Consider the following 17,773-nt stretch of genomic DNA (forward strand, 5'->3'; position numbering starts at 1 on the left):
CCGCGCTCCGGGGCGCTCGTAACACGGTTCTCCGCATTGCTTAAGTTGACAGAGTTGACGTTTTTGGAGGGTTGAAGCCGTCTTCGCCTCCTCCGTGAACGTGTCGACTTGTCGCGGGCCAGTAATGAGAAAGAACAAGCGCCGCCCGGTGGCGACGGGGGCAGGCTAGTCCAGTGGACGGGGTGTAGGACAGCGGTTTGTGTCGAGGCGCGTGTCGGCTGCTTCCCCCCCAAAGTCGGCTATTCCACTTGGGGGGGGCGAATTGCTGATAACAGCTTTGCTCTCGGTTCGTTGGGGCAATGGCGAGCCGCAGGTGGGGAACCCGCGGCTCGCCGGTGCGATGGCTAGGCGGTCGTGTAGCGGACGCCGGTGGCGCGGGCGCGCATTGCCCCGCCGACAAGACCGAAGCCGGCGATCATCAGCCCCCAGCTGGCCGGCTCGGGGACGGCCGCCGCGATCGAAACGAGCGTCGCCGAGCCTGACAGCCCGTGCTGATAGGTGTTGTCGTAGAGGGTCGTAAAATAACCCTCCTCGTTCAATACTGACTGATAGCTGTCGCTGGTGAATTCGGTCGAGAACGAGAACTGCAAGCCCGCCAAGGACGTCAGAAACTGCGCCGGGGTACGGACGACGAAAGGCGGCACGCCCAGGACCTTATCGTAGTCATTGCCATAACTGAAGTAGGTCTGGAGCTTCTGCTCGGCGCTCGATTGGGCCTGAGCGGAATTGGTCGACACCGTCCACTGCTCTACCGAGGTAAAGTCGGCACCATCGTGGTGGCTGCCGGTGGGATTAAAGGCGAACTGACTGTCCGACGATCCAAAACTGGCCTCGGCGAAGCTACCATTCTGCGGGTTGGTGATGCCCTGGAGCAGACTATCGCGGACGGGATTGCCAAGCATGGAAATCAGCGGGCTGGCGGACTGACCTTCGGAGATCAGAAAGTCGGGAATCTCGAATTGATTATACCTGAAAGCGAAATCAGCAACCACGATCTGCTGGGTGAAGCTGGTAAAATAGTCGGATTGCGACGAGTTCGTTTGATACGTGCCGTCCTGCTGGAGGTGCCGATCAAAATCCGAGATGCGAGTTACGTTCACCTGGAACGTCAGCACCGTGCTTGCGTCCACGGCGTGAGGCGCCCCTAGGCCGAACACACATGCGCACGTCCCTACGATTAGACTCCGCCTCGTCATCATCAACCCTCGTTATTTCTATGAAAATCTTAGAACCCCGTCACGAAAGGAATTCTGCAACCTACCCTTGAGCCGATTTATTCGAACCAGCTCTTAAATGCCCTCTGGAATGGCCATATATAGGCCGGCGACAAATCGCCAGCTTACCAAATGGCCATAAATGTCGATTTCGGCGCTAAACCGCACATATGGGACGTCTGGCGTAGCTCACCGGGATTCTGGGTCATGCGGCTGGTCTCTGTCACTAGACCCGCCTGGTCGACGACCGCCTCGCGGTGCATCGCGCGATGTGCAACCCGCTCAACAAGAGCACTCTGGTCGAGCTCGCCGCGCGCTACGGCTTTCGTGATCAGGCCGCCCTGTTACGCAGCTTTCGAAAAGCATTCGGGACGACACCGAGCAAGCTGCGTGAACATCAAGCCGTTGCCGAGCCGGTGAAGACCGAGTTTCCACCCGATCAAATCCGACTTGCCCTCGACAGCATCGATTGGCCGAGCAAGATGGAGCCGATCGCGAGGGCTCGTCGGTCGAGCGTGATGTCGCAAAGCTGTTCGGGGAACGCACCGACGCGTGGCAGGCAGTCGATGCCGACTGGCTCGCCGCGGCCTTTGCCGATGACGCGCGATTTATCGCTTTTGACGGCACAGTGCTTACTGGACCCAAGGAGATTGCCGAGGCTCGGCAAACGTACGACCGGGCTTGGCACGATCACGAAATCGCATCCTGACCCGGTAGAACGTCGATATCCCGATGCAATTAGCGCGATTGCTGAGTGCGCATCGTTTCGGGGCCGTCGCTAGCGGCAGCTGACCGAAGCCTTGTCCTGAAAGCCCTCAGACCGCGGCTCTGGCAGGTCAGCGCTGCAGCGACCACCCGCAACGCCGTCTTGCTCGACGGCATTGCGGGTGCTGCGCGTCAGGCAGCGCGGGCAGGGCGGCCCGAGCGGCGGCGCATGCTGGCGCCGACGAAGCCGAAACCGCCGATCATCATCGCCCACGTCGCCGGCTCGGGAACCGCAGCGGCTGCGGCGGACAGGTCGAACTTATACTCGTTCGCACCGGCGATGATGTCGTCGTAGTGGACGAACACGCCCGACCCGGCGCCGCTGCCGACACCGACATAAACGCCGCCGACGGTCGCGCCGCCGAGATTGTTGCTCGCCACCCACTGCGCCAGCGTCTTCTCGTTATTCTCGTTGCCGTTGCTCTTCAGGTAGAAAGTGGAATTGGTGTTGGTGACGTTCCACGTGCCTTTCGGCGCCGCCGCGCCGTACCCGCCGGCCTGATAGGCCTGCTCGAAAACAAGCTCGTCTTTGACATTGCCCTGCCAGAACACGATGCGAAGCGCCGGACCGTAAAGCGGATTGATCGAGCTCGTCGACATTGAATCGACCTTGTAGCTGAAGCTCAAGTTGGTGAAGTTCGACAACGTGCCGAGATTATTCACGCCACCGTCGGTATTCGGATTGCCGTACAGGCCGAACTCGCCGCCGAGGACAAAGCGGTCACGGTCGCCGTGGGCAGCGACCGAGCCATTGCCGTCGTATGCGTCGCCGGTGATTTCGGCGTTGCCGCCACCGCCGCTTTCGCTCGTGACGTCGCTCCAGCCCTGCATGTTCGCCGGGGTGACGTGAACGACGTTGGTCGCCTGGGCGGCGGTCGCCGAGACGATGCTACCGGCAAGTGCCAGAGTTAGATAAGTCTTCATCGGAACGATCCCCCTTCAAGCTAGCTTCACACGATGCAAGCTGCTGATTCGAGGGCCAATTAACAGATAATTAATCTTGTCTCAAGATTGTTTAGAATTGCACCGATTGTCTGATGGCGTACTGTTGCGAGCACGCACGGCGGTGATTGCGTTCGGCCACGTTCTCCCCGTCAGAGCGGCTCCACCTCGCGCTGGCCTGCCCATGGGGTCTGGTCAGAAGCCGCCGCCTTGGCGACAGATGCGGCTCCCGCATGCCCCATCGGACATGCCAAACGTCTGCAAGGGGAACTGTCGTGCCGGTCACCGTCACATACCCGGGGGTCTATGTATCCGAGGTGTCGAGCAGCGCAGCCGGTGTCACGGCTGTGCCGAAATCGACGGCGGCGTTCGTCGGCTGGTTTCCGCGCGGTCCGGTGGGGCGCGCCACTTGGATCGACGGCTTGGCCCAATTCGAGGCCGAATTCGGCGGCCTGCACCGGGAGAGCGAGGCGGCCTATGCCGTCCATCAATTCTTCGCAAACGGCGGCGCAGATGCTTTGATCGTCCGCCTGGTCACCGATGCCCGGCTTGCCGCGACGGCATTTCCGATACCGCCCTCGGCTTCCATAACCGCACCCCAGTCGATCGATGCGGCTGATCATGCCGGGCGACCGGCTGTCGCCAACGTCGAAGGCGACACCGACGCGAAATTGATCGTCGCCGCGGCAAACCCCGGCGGCTGGGGCAACGCGCTTCGCGTCTTCATCGCGATTGATCCGGGCGGAACCTTCAGCCTCGCCGTCAGCGAGACCGCCGACGCGGGGGGCACAACGGTGTCATTGACCCGCGAAGACTATCGCGGGCTGACGCTGACGCCGGGCGCGGTCGGCAACGCCCTCGAAGTGGTCAACGGACGGTCGTCGCTCATATCGCTCTCCGTGGCAGGATCGCCTATCGCCGCGGGGGCGTATCCGGCTGCGACCGGCGGCGATGCGGCGTCGACACCCTTGGAGATTTGGGTCGCGCTGACCGGCGGTGTCGACGGTGCGCTGCCGACGATCGCCGACCTCGACCCCTCCGCCACCTGCGCCGCGCGCGAGCCCGGCTGGCTGGACCAGTTGACGGCCATCGCGTCCGACGATTTCGACATGCTGTGCATCCCCGATACGATCGATCTGCCGGCCGATGCTGCCAAGATCGTGTTCGACGCCGCGAATGCGTTCTGCATTGCCTCGCATGCGATCTACCTGTTCGACATTCCGGCAGCGATGATGACCACGCTCGTTCAGCTGCGCGATCTGCCAGCCGCGATGAAAGCCGCCGGCTTCTTGTCTGGGAGCAGCTTCGGCAGTGCGACCTACGCGCCGACCTTACAGATGCCGGACCCGCTTGACGGCGGGCGCAGCCGCATCGTCGGTCCGTCGGGAACGATCGCCGGGCTCATCGCACGCACGGACGCTGCTATCGGGGTCTGGAAAGCCCCCGCGGGGATCGAGGCCACCCTGGCCGGCGTTCAAATTTCCCTGAAGGTCGACGACGCCGCGAATGGCTTGTTGAATAGCGCCGGCATCAACGTCCTGCGCAATTTTCCCAATCACGGGCCGCTGTGCTGGGGGGCACGGACAATGGCCGGGGCCGACGAATTCGGGAGTGATTGGAAGTACATCAGCGTCCGCCGGCTCGTCGACCACATCGAGCGGTCGCTGTCTCAAAACCTAAAATGGGTCGTCTTCGAGCCCAACGATGCGGCGCTATGGAGTCAGATCCGGATGGAGATCGACACAGTCCTGCAGGGCCTCTTCGTCGCCGGCGCGTTCAGCGGCGCGACCCCGGGAGCGGCCTTCTTCGTCCAGTGCGACGCAACGACGACCTCGCAGGCCGACATGCAACAAGGTATCGTCAGGATCGTCGTCGGCGTCGCCCCGACCCGGCCGGCGGAGTTCGTGATCATCCGGATCGAACAGGCCACTGCGCAACCGACTTAGGCACACAGGCCGCCTTCGCTGCCTTAGCATTACCCCGGCAAACCGCTGGCGCGAGAGCTAACCTTCGCGGTTCAAGGTTCAATCTCCCAAAGTCGTCATCGACGTGACGTTGCATCAATAAAATTGATGCTCGAACAATGGTAAAATCAATTGGTCATCCCCTCGGCGACCGGTCTAACGATTGGTCAGACCAAAATTTGACTGCGGTAAGCGGCTCTTGGGGGAGAATTCCGATGCTCGAAAAACGATTGACGTCATGCATCCGCGACTTGGAGATGCCGTCGGCGCGACTGTCGTTGCACTCGGCACTGCTCCTGACCGTGTCCGGCGTCTTCATCGCCGGTTCCGCGTCGGCTCAGCAAGCGATGGTTGCCAGCGCAACACCCGCTTTGGCATCGACCGCGACACCGGCAGACACGGCGACCGAGCCGCAGGACATTGTCATCACGTCGTCGCGCCTTTCGCGCGACGGGTTCACGTCGCCGACGCCGACGACAGTGGTCAGCCAGGAATTCGTCCAGGACCGCGCGCTGACCAGTATCGGCGATGCACTGAACAAGGTGCCATCGTTCCGCGCGGCCGTGTCGCCCAACGCCGGCGGCCTCGGCAATTCGGGCGCGTTCCTTGCCGACCTTCGCGGCCTCGGGCCGACGCGAACGCTGGTGCTGCTCGATCGTGCGCGGTTGCCGCAGACGATCGTCCCGGGTCTCGCGACGTCGGCAGGGTCGACCGACCTCAACGTCATTCCGACCGTGCTGATCCGTAATTCGGACGTCGTCACCGGCGGTGCATCAGCCGCCTACGGCTCCGATGCCGTCGCCGGCGTCATCAACTTCCAGCTCGACGATCACTTCGAGGGCCTCAAGGGTTCGGCTCAGTACGGCGCAACCCGCTACGGCGACGCCAAGGACAGGTTCGTCACACTCGCTGCGGGTACGACCTTCGCCAACGGTCGCGGGCATGTCGTCGCCGGCTTCGAATACAACGATGACGGCGGCACCGGTTATTACAACACCGTGCGCGACTGGGGGCGGACGCAGTATAACGGCATCGTCATCACCAACCGCCCGACCGGCACGCCGAGCACGGTCCTCGGGCCGAACGGCAATTACTTCGGCACGGCGACGAGCGGCGGGCTGATCCTGTCGAACGGCGCTCTCAAAGGCCTCGCCTTCGTGCCGACCGCAAGCGGCGGCGTCACGACGACCGCGTTCGCGCCCGGCCTGAGCAACCTGACCTCCAGCCTCGACTTTTTCACCCCGGCAGCGCTCGCGGCCAATACTGCGGCGGGCATCAACAACCTAAATCCGCAACAACTTCACCCGGCGCAGACGCGGTACAACGCGATGGGCAAGCTGTCGTACGACCTTAGAGCCCGATTCAAAAGTACATCAATGAGTTGAGAGCCTTGCGATTCTGCGTGTGAGCATTCGGATGCTGGCGATGGTTGCCCATGCCGTGGCGCTTTCGATGGATCGCTCCCAGTCTTTGGCGAGACGTCGGCAGCGGCCCAGCCACGCGAAGGTCCGCTCGACAACCCAACGGCGGGGCAAAAGCACAAAGCCCTTGGCGGTATCGGAGCGCTTGATGATTTCGAGGGTCCAGCTGCCATGGCCTTCAAGCGCGGCCTTGAGTTTGTCACCGGCATAGCCACCATCGGCAAACACATGGCGCAGGAACGGGAAACGGAAACGGATGGCTTTGAGGACATCGACAGCGCCGTCGCGGTCCTGAATGTCGGCGGCATGGACCAGGATAAACACCAGAAAGCCGCAGGTATCGGTGATGATATGGCGTTTGCGGCCCTTCACCTTCTTGCCGGCGTCATAGCCGCAAATTCCGCCGCTTTCCGTTGTTTTGACCGATTGGCTGTCGATAACGCCAGCACTGGGTGAGGCCTCGCGGCCGGCCTGTTCGCGTGCTGCCATTACCAGCAAGTGGTTGATTGTCGTCAGCAGCCCACTATCCCGCCAGCTGTAGAAATAGCCGCGCACTGTCGACGTCGCCGGAAAGCATTTGGGCAGCATCCGCCAGGCGCAACCGCTCGACGCAATATACATGATCGCATCCATCACCGCCCGAAGGCAGGTCGTGCGACGACGCCCGCCGCTGCGGGCTGCCGGAAACAGCGGCTCGATCAACGCCCATTCCGCATCCCGTAAATCGCTTGGATAGCGCCCCCCCTTGCGCATATGCTGACGGCGAGCGGTATCAGTCCAAGGCAAGTTCTTCTCCTATCGTCTCGACAACGACGGTGAATCACAACCTACTGGTATCGCTCAACTACTTTTCGTTCAGGCTCTTAGTGACCGCGTCACCGTTTATGTCACGCCGCTTTACTCGAACGTGACGACGACGGGCATCATCCTGATCCGCCGCGACGGTGCCGGGGCAGGGCCGGCGCTGACGATCGCCAAGGACAATCCGTATCTCGCGCAGGCGCTGACCCCCGCCCAGCTCGCTCAGGTCCCGGCAGCGGGTCTGTCGGTCGGTTATTCGGGGCAGGGGTTCGGCCCCAACGTCCGCCAGATCAACGACGAGCTCATCCGCGTCCAGACCGGGGTGCAGGGGAATTTCGGCGGATCATGGAAATGGGATGCGTCGTATCTGTTCGGCCAGAACACGTCGCACGTGTCGATCTTCAACGATTTCAACAACACGAACTTCCGTAATGCGCTCGATGCGGTGCGGGTCAACGGCCAGATCGTCTGCCGCAGCGGTGCCGCGGGATGCGTCCCGATCAATATCCTTGGCACCCCCAACGTGTCCTCGTCCGCCGCCAGCTATATTCTCGGCACCGCCACCGGATCGGGCAAGACCGTCCTGCACGATGTCGCGGCGAACCTTCAGGGCGAACCGTTTTCGACTTGGGCAGGTCCGGTTTCGGTCGGGGGCGGTGTCGAATATCGCCGGGAGTCGGTCCGGCTGGTGTCCGACCCGCTGTCGCAGTCCGGGGCATGGCTGACCACTGCCGGGCTGGCGCTGCCGACGGTCAGCCAGAACATCGTCGAAGGGTACGCCGAGACGATCGTGCCGCTCGCCCGCGATACGTGGTTCGCGCGCAAGATAGATTTCAACGGCGCAGCGCGGTTCACCAATTATAGTACGTCGGGCAGCGTCGTGACGTGGAAAGCCGGGCTGACGTGGGAAGTCGTCGACGGCCTGTTGTTCCGCACGACCCGGTCACGCGACATCCGCGCGCCCAACCTGATCGAGCTGTACACGCCGCAGACCCCGTCGCTGCCGCTGCCGACCGATCCTCGTCCGGGGGTTGCGCGCCCGACAAATGCGGCCGGCTTCTTCACCGGCGGCAATCCCAACCTCAAGCCCGAAAAGTCGATCACCCAGACGATCGGCGCCACGTATCAGCCGAGCTTCTTCAACAAGGTGCATTTCTCGGTCGATTACTATAACATCCGGATCAGCGACGCGATCACGTCGACCAGCACGCAGGGCGTCGTCAACAACTGCTTCATCGGCGGGGTCTACTCGGGCAATTCATTCTGTTCGCTGATCAGTTTTGCCGATAATAATAATGTCAGCGGGCAGATGACCGGCGTCCAGGGCGTTACGGCGAACGTTGCCGAGTTCAAGACGACCGGCCTCGATCTCCAGGCAAGCTATCGCCAGCCGCTCGCCGAGGTGGGACTGCCCGGGGTCGTCAACCTCAACCTTCTCGCGACCCATGTTCTCACCTTCAAGTCGTCGACCGACGTCTCGACGCTGTTCCCGAACGGCATCGATCGCGCCGGCCAAACCGGTGCTGCGTTCGGCGGACCGGCGGGGCTGCCGAAGTGGCTGCTCAACCTGACCCTCGACTACGAAGTCGGCGCGCTCGGGTTCAACGGCAACGTCCGCTACGTCTCACCGTCGTACCAGAACAACGGATTGTTCGGACCCGACCAGGCCGGATACAACCCCGCGCTGGCGACGAGCATTACCGACAATCATATCCATGCCGCCGCCTATCTCGACATCGGGCTGCGCTACAAGCTGCCGACGTCGAAGAACATCGTCGTCTATTTCAACATCGACAACCTGTTCGATCGCGACCCGCCGCTACCGGCAACCGGGAGTGCCTATTACGATCTGCTCGGGCGCACCTTCAAGGGCGGTATCCGCTTCGCGCTCTGAACCACGCCGCGCCGACCGCAGCCCCGGGCGGACCGCCGGGGCCGATGGAGGATGCCATGCGCGTTTCACTCTTGCTTGCCACGGCGTGCCTAAGCCTCGCCACCGCGGCCGGGGCGGCAGGTCCGGCTGATCCGACCGTCGCGGTTGCCGCCGGTCGCATCGAGGGCACCCAGCTGCCATCAGGCGTGCGCGCCTTCAGCGGCATTCCTTATGCGGCACCGCCGGTTCGCGACCTGCGCTGGCGCGACCCGCAGCCGGTTACACCATGGACCGGGGTCTATCACGCCGATCGCCTCGCGCCGCAGTGCATGCAGCAGCAGCGCGGGCTTCAAGCGAACCAGTATTCCGGGGCCGAGGTGACGAGCGAAGACTGCCTGTACTTGAACGTCTGGGCGAAACCCGGTCTGAAAAAAGCACCCGTGATCGTCTTCATCTACGGCGGCGGGTTTTACATCGGCTCATCGAGCATGGCGTTGTACGGCGGCGAAGCGGTCGCGGAGGCCGGCGCCGTCTTCGTCAATTTCAATTACCGCGTCGGCCCGCTGGGCTTTATGGCGCTTCCCGAATTGTCGGCTGAATCGCCACACAAGACATCGGGAGACTACGGCTTCCTCGACCAGATCGCCGCGTTGAAATGGGTCAAGCGCAACATCGCGGCGTTCGGCGGCGACCCCGACAACGTCACCATCGCCGGCCAGTCGGCGGGATCGATGTCGGTCCTGACCCTCCAGGCGAGCCCGCTTGCCAAGGGTCTGTTCCAGCGCGCCGTCGGCATGAGCGGGGCCCAGATCGGCGGGGTCATCCCGATGCCGACGCTCGCCGCCGCCGAGCAGGAGGGGGTCAAGCTCGAGCACGTCCTCAAGGGCGCCAGCCTCGCCGACTTGCGCGCCATGCCTGCCGACCGGATCGTCGTCCCGCGCGTCTCCGGCGGGCCGGGGGTCGGGCCGAACCAGGATGGCTATGTCCTGCCCGACACGATCGAGCATATCTTTGCCAAGTCGGCGCAGAATGACGTGCCGCTGATCCTCGGCTTCACCCACGACGAATCGTTTGGCGGTATCGGGCCGGTCAAGGATCTCGCCGACTACCGGGCGAAGGCAGCCGCGCGCTTTGGCGCGCATGCCGATGACTTCCTCGCGCTTTATCCGGCGACGACCGACGAACAGGCGCGCGCCGCTGCGCGGACGGCCGATCGCGACAGCACGATGGCGTCGAGCATGGGCGCGTGGGCCGCCGCACAGGCGACGCACGGACACAGCCCCGTCTTCAGCTACGAATTTTCCCGGAGCCATACCTACGCGGCGGGGGTGACCTTCTCCGATCTCGATCCGGCGACGGCGGGGGCGTATCACACGTCGGAGGTTCCGTTCTGGCTCGGCACGCTCGATAGCTTCAACCGCTTCCGCCACACCCGTGAGTGGACGGCAGCCGACCGTGACTTTAGCCACGCGATGACCGCGTCGTTGGTCGCGTTCGCCCGCTCGGGCAATCCGACGACCCCGGCGCTTGAATGGCCGCGCTACGATCCGGCCAAGCCGATGCTTGCCGAACTCGGCACGACTGCTGGCGTCGCGGCGTGGCCAGATAGCCGGAAGTTCGATTTCTTCCGCGCGCAGGCACGCCCGTTCGCGCCCGGCGGGGCACCGCGGGACTGACCGGATAAGCCACCGTGGAAGCCGACGCTCAAGCGACGGCTGCTTGGCCAGCGACCCTAGGCCGACGGGTACGGGGCAGGCGGACCTGCCCCGAGCCGCTTACAGCCCATCGAGACCTTTGCTGACGAGGATGTTGACGGCAACGCGGCGGTTCTGTGCCTTGCCTTCGACGCTGTCGTTGCTCGCCAGCGGGTCGGCCTTCGCCATTCCGGTGGGGCTAAGCATGCGATATGGTTTCCAGCCGCAGGCCTGCTGAACATAATTGACGACGCGGTTCGCCCGCTTCTCGCTCAAGCGCTGGTTATAATCCTCGCCTCCCGTCGAATCCGTATAACCGACGACAAGTATGAAGGCGTTCTTCATACTGTCCGCCTTGGCGGCGGCGGCGCAAAGATCGGCGCGGCCCTGTGCCGACAGCACCGTCTTGCCGGTGTCGAAGTTCACGTTCGTCGTGCCCTTGATGTTGTACTGGCCGATATCGGCGACGCGCCCGCGCAATGCCCCGGTCGACGCCGTCTGCTCGTCGAAGCCCTGGTCGGTACCGTTGCGGATCATGCTGGCGATCTTGTAGTCGTTGTTTCGCAGATTGATCTGGTCCGCGACGAGCGCATCGCCGGCATGCATTGTCCTGACCGTGACCGGCAAGCCGTTGAGCAGCGAATTCGCGGCAAGCGTGCTGCGCCCGAGACTGAGAAAGCCCTTGCTGGCCCGGACCTTGGTATCGGCGTTGATACCGACGACCGTCTTGGTCCCGTCGGCGGCCGAGATCTGGATCTGGTCACCACTGCGCGCGGAGATGATGCCCTTGAGATCGGGGCCCCTCGACGGCGGCGAGGTTGTCATCTTCACCGCGAGGTCAGCCGCTGGCGCGGTCTGCTGGGCAAAGGAAATCGTCGGTACCGCGGTGGTGAATGCGGTCAATAGAAAAAGGACACTGGAACTCTTTGAAATGGCGCTCATCAAGCATCTCCTTCAGCAAAAACGGTTCGTCCTGCGCTGACGCCTCGCGGCTTCGGCGCGGTGAAATGGGCTAAGCAACCGGTCACGAAATCCCCCCACGCCTCCCCGCCGATACGACCCGAAACATCGGCCCGTCCTGCGTCGCTTCACGCCATGCGCCGCGGCGGACACGAGGACCCCAACGGCACAGTGCCCCTAGGGTTGGTCTCGCCAAACTTGCTGCCAGATGAACAGCCAGCGCAAAGTCGCCGGTGAAGCCGACAGGGAGACCGGAAGGTACGGCGAGCGGTTGCGACGTGTGCCGGACCGATGCGCGATTACGCCACCAGTGACGTTTCCCGCTGACGGGGAATGCCTTGCTATAGCCGACGCCGACACGCCGCAGATCAACCGGTTTGAAGATCGGAATAAAGGGTTCGTCGATGTGATGCTGCGTCTCCGAACGAGAAAGCCCAGGCCGGCGACGGAGATGCTGATTGGCGTCTTTCGAGTGATCCCGATTGGAGACGAAACATGAAGACTATACTTGCCCTCTTTCTCGCCGTCGTACCGGCGTCCGGTGCGATCGCCGGTTTGCCTTCGGCGGCCGTCGAAGCGCCACAGGCGATCGTGCATTACGGTGATCTCAATCTCAGCGACCCGCTGGGCGCAGCGACGCTGCGCAGCCGGATCGACGCCACGATCATCAGGCTGAGCGGTGGCACGCGCGATCAAATCGACACGCCCGTGAATGGCGCGAAGATCGCCATGGCCAAGGCGCGAAAGCACGGCCGTGCCCAGGCCGATTGCCTGATCGCCGCGGCCAACGCCGAGCCCCGCAGTCCCGAAGCCGCTGCATCCTGACGTCACTCCGGCGCGCCGCGGCAAGCGTTCGCGGCGCGTCGACTACGCCTTGAGCGACGCTTTCAGATCGGCGAGGTAGGTCGGCCCGACCCTGACCGCTGCGCCGTTGACCAACTGCGCACTCCAGACGCCCGCGCCTTCGTGGCGAATGCTCGCGATGAAATCGCGGCGCACGATCACCGATCGACGCAGCCGGATGAATGTCTCCGGGTTCAGCCTGCCCTCGATGCGGGTGATGGCATCGAGCAGCAAGTAGCTGGCCGCCCCGATCCAAAGTCGAACGTAATCGCGCTCAGCCTCGATCCGGTCGAGGTCGTCGGTCGCGATCCGGATCATCGCGCCGCGATGCGGCACCCACAGCTCATCGAGCCATCGCCGCTCGATGACCGTCGCGGGACCGGAGCGAAACAGCCGCGCCTTGTCGACCGCACGGCCGAGACGGTCGCGCGAGACCGGCTTCAACAAATAGTCAATTGCGGAGACCTCGAACGCTTCGAGCGCGTGTCGATCATAAGCGGTGCAGAAAACGATCGCGGGACGGTTCGCCAGGCGGCCGATCGCTTCGGCGACCGCGATTCCGTCCAGGCCCGGCATGGCGATATCGAGCAGCACGAGGTCGGGTGACAGGGCGGCGATGGCCTCGAGCGCGGCGTGGCCGTCACCGGCCGTGCCCACCACCTCGACCCCGTCGACCCCGGCGCATTGCAGCTTCATCCGTTCGCGCGCCACCGCCTCGTCATCGACGATCAAGGTGCGCAGGACGGCGTCGCTCACGCGGCGAGCGCCCGGCTCGGCTGGCCGAAACGCAGCGGCAGCGTGATCCGCGTCACGAAGCCGCCGTCGCTGGACTGGCGATACTCACACCCGGCCTTGCCGTCGTAGCGGAGCGCCAGGCGGGAAGACACGTTGGCGAGACCGAGACCGTGCCCTCCTGTCGCCCGTCCGTCGGGGCCGTCATTTGCAACGGTGATGACAAGCGTTTCGCCGGTCACCTGCGCGGCCACGGCAATGTGGACGGGCTTGGTCGAGCGGGCAACGGCGTGGCGGATGCTGTTCTCGACGATCGGCTGCAACAGCAGGGCGGGCACCATCGCGTTGCCCAGCGGTTCGGGCACCGACACCTCGACGGCCAGCCGGTCGCCGAAGCGCACCTGCTCGATCTGCAGGTAGAGCTGCTGCAACTGAAGTTCATCGGTCAGGCTGATATCCGCCGAGGCGTCCACTGCGAGCGTCGCGCGCAGAAACGAGGACAGGGCCTCGATCGTCCGATCCGCACCCGGCACGTCCCCGCTCAGCATCAGGCCCGAGACCGTGTTGAGCGCATTGAACAGGAAATGCGGGTCGAGCTGGTAGCGCAGAGCGCGCAGTTCGGCGGATCGCGCCGCCGCCTCGGATGTCGCCGCGCGGCGCAGCAGATCCTGCGTCTGCACCGCATGCGATACGGCAGTGTAAAGCGCGGCCCAGGCAGCGAAGACGAAGTAATTCTCGATCGCGGACGACAGCACTTCACCCAACAGGCTGAGATGCACGTCAACGCCCATGGCATCGCGGAATGCCTGGGGGACGAAGACGTACATGACGTTGTAGTTGATAAAGGACAGTAACAGCGCGGGCGGTGCCGCCCCGAGCAACGCGGCGGCCAGACGTCGCCGCATGGGCGCGTTCTCGATCCGGCTGAGCAAAAGGTAGAGCAGCGCCGCCATGCCAATCGCGACGAGCGCGGTCAGCGCGTGCCGTTCGATCAGCATCGTCGGATGTTTGAAGCCGTAGACGATGCACCGCAGGATCACGACGGCGAGATAGAGCAGCCACGCACCGGACGCGGTCGACAGCGCAAAGACTGCGCTCGACCAGCGGCGCGAGGGCTCTTCGCTGGATGCGTTCGGTGCTGCGATCATCCGTGCCAACATAGGCGCAACGCCGCCTGAACCCCAGCGAACGCGCCGAGGTTGGTCGAGCGGAATCCCGCCTTCGTCGACCGATCGTATCCAGTGCCGCTGACGCTGGGCAGTCGAGCATCCGTGATCCGGCCCCGCCCTCATCCCGCGACCCTTTATGCGCTGTTCGCGTCGGTGATCGCGGTCCTGTCGAGGTCGGTCGTCAATTCGCCCTCCCGGTGCCCACGCCAGACCGGTCCGTCCGTCACGTCCCAGCCGCAAGGAGCCGTCTGAATGTCTGCAGATCCCGTCATCGAAGTGCCCGCATTCTCGCGAGCGGTCACGCCCAGCAGGCGCCGCGTCCGCCGTTGGCTTGCTCGGCTCGGCATGTCTGCAGCCATGGCCGGGCTTCTTGCCGCGCCGGTGGTCGCCGAGAACCTGACGCTCGAGCAGGCCACGAAGGTCGCCAACCGATCACCGGACTTTGTCGCGCGCGACAGCGCCCGCCATCCGGTCGAGGAGTTGCGCTTTTTCGGCGTCACGCCCAGTTCCTCGGTCATCGAGATCTGGCCGGGCGGCGGCTACTGGACTGAAATGCTGGCGCCGTACCTGCACGACCACGGCAAGCTGACCCTCGCCGTAGATGTCCCCAATGGCGAGCCGGAGGGGCAGAACTTCGCGCTTGGCCCGAAGTTTGCCGGGCGGCTCGACACCAATCCCGCCGCCTATGGCCGGGTCGAATATGCTTTGTTCGGCCAGAAGCATATCGAGCTCGCGTCGCCGGGCACGGCCGACGTGGTGCTGACCTTCCGTAACCTCCATAACTGGATCAATCCGTCGATGAACCTCGACGTGCAGCAGATGCTGCGGTCGATCCACCGCGCGCTCAAGCCGGGCGGCATTCTCGGGATCGAGGATCACCGCGGGAACGCCAAGCTGCCGCAAGACCCCCAGGCGCGTACTGGCTATATCCGGCAGGACTATGCGATCGCGCTGGTCGAAAAGGCCGGTTTCCGTCTTGTTGGCACGTCGGAGATTGGCGCAAACCCGAGGGACACGGCGGATTACCCGCACGGTGTCTGGACGCTGCCCCCCACCTACGCGCTCGGTGACAAGGACCGCGTCAAATACCAGGCGATCGGCGAAGCCGACAGTTTCGTGCTCAAGTTCAAGAAAGTCGGTTGACCAGGCGCGATCACGTCATATCGTTTTTGCCGTCGGGGCATCGCTGCAGGCGTGCGACGTCGTGGGCGCGGGCCGACGCGCGGCGGCGAAGGTTGAACCGGTATGGCCGATGCTCCCGACCCCGACCTTGCGCCGACGCCGCGGCTGTGGCGGCCGAAGCGTGTCCTGATCACCCGAAGCGCGCTGGCGTGGGACCACGGACGATCGATCGCCGAACGCGCCGCGGGTCTCGGTCTGCCGATCGTCGAGCTGACCGGCGACCGCCTGATGCTCCCCGCCGACGACAGCTATGCGGCCGCCAAGTCCACTCTCGCCGTTGTGGTCGCGCCGCCCGGGAAGCTGCGCCTCCAGCCGATCGCGCCGTCGGCCGACTGGCGCGTCGACCTCGCCGAGGGTTGCCCGGCGCATTGCAGCTATTGTTACCTCGCCGGCTCGCTCAAGGGGCCGCCGATCACGCGCACCTATGCGAACCTGCCGGAGATCTTTGCGGCACTGCCGGCCTATCTCGGGCAGGGCAAGGTGACATCACGGTCACGGACCCGCGCGCACGAGGGCACGACCTACGAAGCGTCCTGCTATACCGACCCGCTCGCGATCGAGCATCTGACGGGCTCGCTGTCGGCGCTGGTCGCGCATTTCGGCGCTTGGGACGCCGACGTCCAGCTTCGCTTCACCAGCAAGTTCGATGCGGTCGAGCCCCTGCTTGCGCTCGAGCACAACGGCCGGACCCGGATGCGCGCATCGCTCAACCCCGCCAGCTATGCGCGCTTCGAGGGTGGCACCAGCACGGTCAGGGCAAGGATCGCGGCGCTGCGGCGGATGGGGGAGGCCGGCTACAAGATCGGTCTGACCATCGCCCCGATCATCGCCGCCGACGGCTGGCGTGCGGCATACGGCGACTTGATCGCCGACATCGCTGCGGCGCTGAATGATTTGCCGGGGCTGGACCTGACCGTCGAGCTGATCACGCATCGCTATACGGCGGGTTCGAAGGCGGTCCTCGACAACTGGTACCCCGGCTCGGCGCTCGACATGAGTACCGCGGGGCGCGCCGAGAAACGCACCAAGTTCGGCGGGATCAAGCACGTCTACGACACCGCGAGGATGCGCGAACTGCGCGGCTTCTTCGAGGCCGAGATCGCGGCCCGGCTACCTGCGGCGCGCATACTCTACTGGACCTGAGGAACGCCTTCGCGCCAGGCACGCATGCCGATCGGGCGCATCGGCATGACGGGCCCGCAGTCGCCGCTGTACGATAAGCCTGCATTCGGCCAAAGCTGCCTGCCGTCGCCTCGTCCGCGGAATTTTCGTCCCCTCAAGCTTCTCGACCTCGCGCTTTCGCGCACGGCGACGAACCGCCTGCTCCAAAGGGAAAATTAGATGGCGTCGCTGATCGATAAAGTCGCCGTGGTTGTCGGTGGGGCGAGGGGCATCGGGGCGGGTGTCAGCCGCCGGATGGTTGCAGACGGAGCGTCGGTCGCCATCATCTATCTGAGCCGGGCCAACGAGGCCGAAGCGCTGGCAAGCGAGCTTCGCGCGCACGGTGGCACCGTTCTGCTGATACAGGCCGATGCGAGCGACCCGGTCGCGCTGAACGCGGCAATGGATAAGGCGTTTGCCGAGTTCGGCCGCCTCGACATCCTCGTGAGCGTTGCCGGAACGGCGATTGTCGGCCCGCTCGATGCCTATGCCGACGACGCCTTCGATCGCACGTTCGCGATCAACGTCCGCGCGCCGTTCCTCGCCGCCAAGAAAGCCGCAGCGATGATGACGGCCGGGGGACGGATCATCACCATCGGCAGCATCGTCGCCGATCGGATGCCCGGTGCCGGCGGAACGCTGTACGCCGCAAGTAAATCCGCCCTCGGCGGGATGACCCGTGGTTTGGCGCGTGACCTTGGCGAACGCGGGATAACCGCCAATCTCGTCCAGCCCGGTCCGATCGATACCGAACGCAATCCTGCGACCGGCCCGAACGCAGAAGCAAGCCGAAGCCCACTCGCTATCCGACGTCATGGGACGCCCGCGGAGGTTGCGGCGCTGGTCGCCTACCTCGCTTCGCCCGACGCCGCGTTCGTGACCGGTTCGACATACAACATCGACGGCGGCTGGAGCGCTTGATCCACCGAGTGAGAATGCTGGGCGGCGGACCGGGGCGTTCGGCGGTGCAGCACGGGTGTTGCATGCCATGGCGCCAATCGATACGCACTAACCGATAGGCAATGGCTGCGCCTCCGGGCGCCCCGGCCAAG

General features: G+C 64.3%; 16 protein-coding genes. 10 read left to right on the forward strand and 6 right to left on the reverse strand.

Going from position 1 to position 17,773, the window contains the following annotated elements; translation table 11 throughout:
- Positions 1-344: 344 nt before the first annotated feature.
- Positions 345-1,130 carry a PEPxxWA-CTERM sorting domain-containing protein gene (locus tag KTC28_RS22820; protein WP_255601947.1) on the reverse strand — a complete coding sequence of 262 codons (786 nt, stop codon included), beginning with the start codon at positions 1,128-1,130 and terminating at the stop codon, positions 345-347.
- Between the two features lie 553 nt (positions 1,131-1,683).
- Here KTC28_RS22820 and KTC28_RS11135 point away from each other — a divergent pair.
- The gene (locus tag KTC28_RS11135; RefSeq protein WP_216711592.1) at positions 1,684-1,923 is read left to right on the forward strand and encodes an SgcJ/EcaC family oxidoreductase; all 240 of its coding nucleotides are present in this window, start codon (positions 1,684-1,686) and stop codon (positions 1,921-1,923) included.
- Between the two features lie 188 nt (positions 1,924-2,111).
- Here KTC28_RS11135 and KTC28_RS22825 read toward each other — a convergent pair whose 3' ends face one another.
- On the reverse strand, positions 2,112-2,903 hold the full coding sequence (locus KTC28_RS22825) for a PEPxxWA-CTERM sorting domain-containing protein (RefSeq protein WP_255601949.1): 792 nt from the start codon (positions 2,901-2,903) through the stop codon (positions 2,112-2,114).
- A gap of 293 nt (positions 2,904-3,196) precedes the next feature.
- Here KTC28_RS22825 and KTC28_RS11145 point away from each other — a divergent pair, with 293 nt between their 5' ends.
- Together KTC28_RS11145 and KTC28_RS11150 are read left to right on the forward strand one after the other, a co-directional pair.
- Positions 3,197-4,867: a phage tail sheath family protein gene (locus KTC28_RS11145; RefSeq protein ID WP_216711591.1), complete on the forward strand. Its 1,671-nt coding sequence runs from the start codon at positions 3,197-3,199 to the stop codon at positions 4,865-4,867.
- A gap of 233 nt (positions 4,868-5,100) precedes the next feature.
- On the forward strand, positions 5,101-6,270 hold the full coding sequence (locus KTC28_RS11150) for a TonB-dependent receptor plug domain-containing protein (RefSeq protein WP_223132243.1): 1,170 nt from the start codon (positions 5,101-5,103) through the stop codon (positions 6,268-6,270).
- Here KTC28_RS11150 and KTC28_RS11155 read toward each other — a convergent pair.
- A complete protein-coding gene (locus tag KTC28_RS11155; protein WP_216711713.1) occupies positions 6,259-7,092 on the reverse strand; it encodes an IS5 family transposase in 834 nt (277 codons plus the stop codon). The genes KTC28_RS11150 and KTC28_RS11155 overlap by 12 nt on opposite strands.
- A 121-nt stretch (positions 7,093-7,213) precedes the next feature.
- On the opposite strand from KTC28_RS11155, the gene KTC28_RS11160 reads away from it, so the two are divergent.
- Complete coding sequence (locus KTC28_RS11160; protein ID WP_223132244.1) at positions 7,214-9,001, forward strand: TonB-dependent receptor domain-containing protein; 1,788 nt, start codon at positions 7,214-7,216, stop codon at positions 8,999-9,001.
- Positions 9,002-9,057: 56 nt separating this feature from the next.
- Entirely contained in the window at positions 9,058-10,656 is a 1,599-nt protein-coding gene (locus KTC28_RS11165; protein WP_216710708.1) for a carboxylesterase/lipase family protein, read from the forward strand.
- A 99-nt stretch (positions 10,657-10,755) separates the two neighbouring features.
- Here the strand turns inward: KTC28_RS11165 and KTC28_RS11170 are convergent, their stop codons facing one another.
- On the reverse strand, positions 10,756-11,616 hold the full coding sequence (locus KTC28_RS11170; RefSeq protein ID WP_216710707.1) for an OmpA family protein: 861 nt from the start codon (positions 11,614-11,616) through the stop codon (positions 10,756-10,758).
- A gap of 226 nt (positions 11,617-11,842) precedes the next feature.
- Between KTC28_RS11170 and KTC28_RS11175 the strand changes: the two genes are divergently transcribed.
- The gene (locus KTC28_RS11175; protein WP_223132245.1) at positions 11,843-12,133 is read left to right on the forward strand and encodes a hypothetical protein; all 291 of its coding nucleotides are present in this window, start codon (positions 11,843-11,845) and stop codon (positions 12,131-12,133) included.
- Positions 12,130-12,459, forward strand: a complete 330-nt coding sequence (locus KTC28_RS11180; RefSeq protein ID WP_216710706.1) for a UrcA family protein — start codon at positions 12,130-12,132, stop codon at positions 12,457-12,459. The genes KTC28_RS11175 and KTC28_RS11180 overlap by 4 nt, the downstream gene beginning before the upstream one ends.
- A gap of 42 nt (positions 12,460-12,501) precedes the next feature.
- Here the strand turns inward: KTC28_RS11180 and KTC28_RS11185 are convergent, their stop codons facing one another.
- Complete coding sequence (locus tag KTC28_RS11185; RefSeq protein WP_255601951.1) at positions 12,502-13,233, reverse strand: LytR/AlgR family response regulator transcription factor; 732 nt, start codon at positions 13,231-13,233, stop codon at positions 12,502-12,504.
- Positions 13,230-14,357 carry a sensor histidine kinase gene (locus tag KTC28_RS11190; protein ID WP_216710705.1) on the reverse strand — a complete coding sequence of 376 codons (1,128 nt, stop codon included), beginning with the start codon at positions 14,355-14,357 and terminating at the stop codon, positions 13,230-13,232. Before KTC28_RS11190 ends, KTC28_RS11185 begins: the two co-directional genes overlap by 4 nt.
- Before the next feature lie 273 nt (positions 14,358-14,630).
- Here KTC28_RS11190 and KTC28_RS11195 point away from each other — a divergent pair, with 273 nt between their 5' ends.
- The 3 genes from KTC28_RS11195 (at position 14,631) to KTC28_RS11205 (ending at position 17,642) form a co-directional block, all read left to right on the forward strand.
- Entirely contained in the window at positions 14,631-15,521 is an 891-nt protein-coding gene (locus KTC28_RS11195; protein WP_255601952.1) for a class I SAM-dependent methyltransferase, read from the forward strand.
- A gap of 102 nt (positions 15,522-15,623) precedes the next feature.
- Entirely contained in the window at positions 15,624-16,703 is a 1,080-nt protein-coding gene (locus tag KTC28_RS11200; RefSeq protein ID WP_216710704.1) for an SPL family radical SAM protein, read from the forward strand.
- Between the two features lie 198 nt (positions 16,704-16,901).
- Positions 16,902-17,642, forward strand: coding sequence for an SDR family NAD(P)-dependent oxidoreductase (locus tag KTC28_RS11205; RefSeq protein WP_216710703.1), 741 nt, complete (start codon positions 16,902-16,904; stop codon positions 17,640-17,642).
- Positions 17,643-17,773: the final 131 nt, after the last annotated feature.

This window comes from Polymorphobacter megasporae (assembly GCF_018982885.2).
Lineage (GTDB): Bacteria > Pseudomonadota > Alphaproteobacteria > Sphingomonadales > Sphingomonadaceae > Polymorphobacter_B > Polymorphobacter_B megasporae.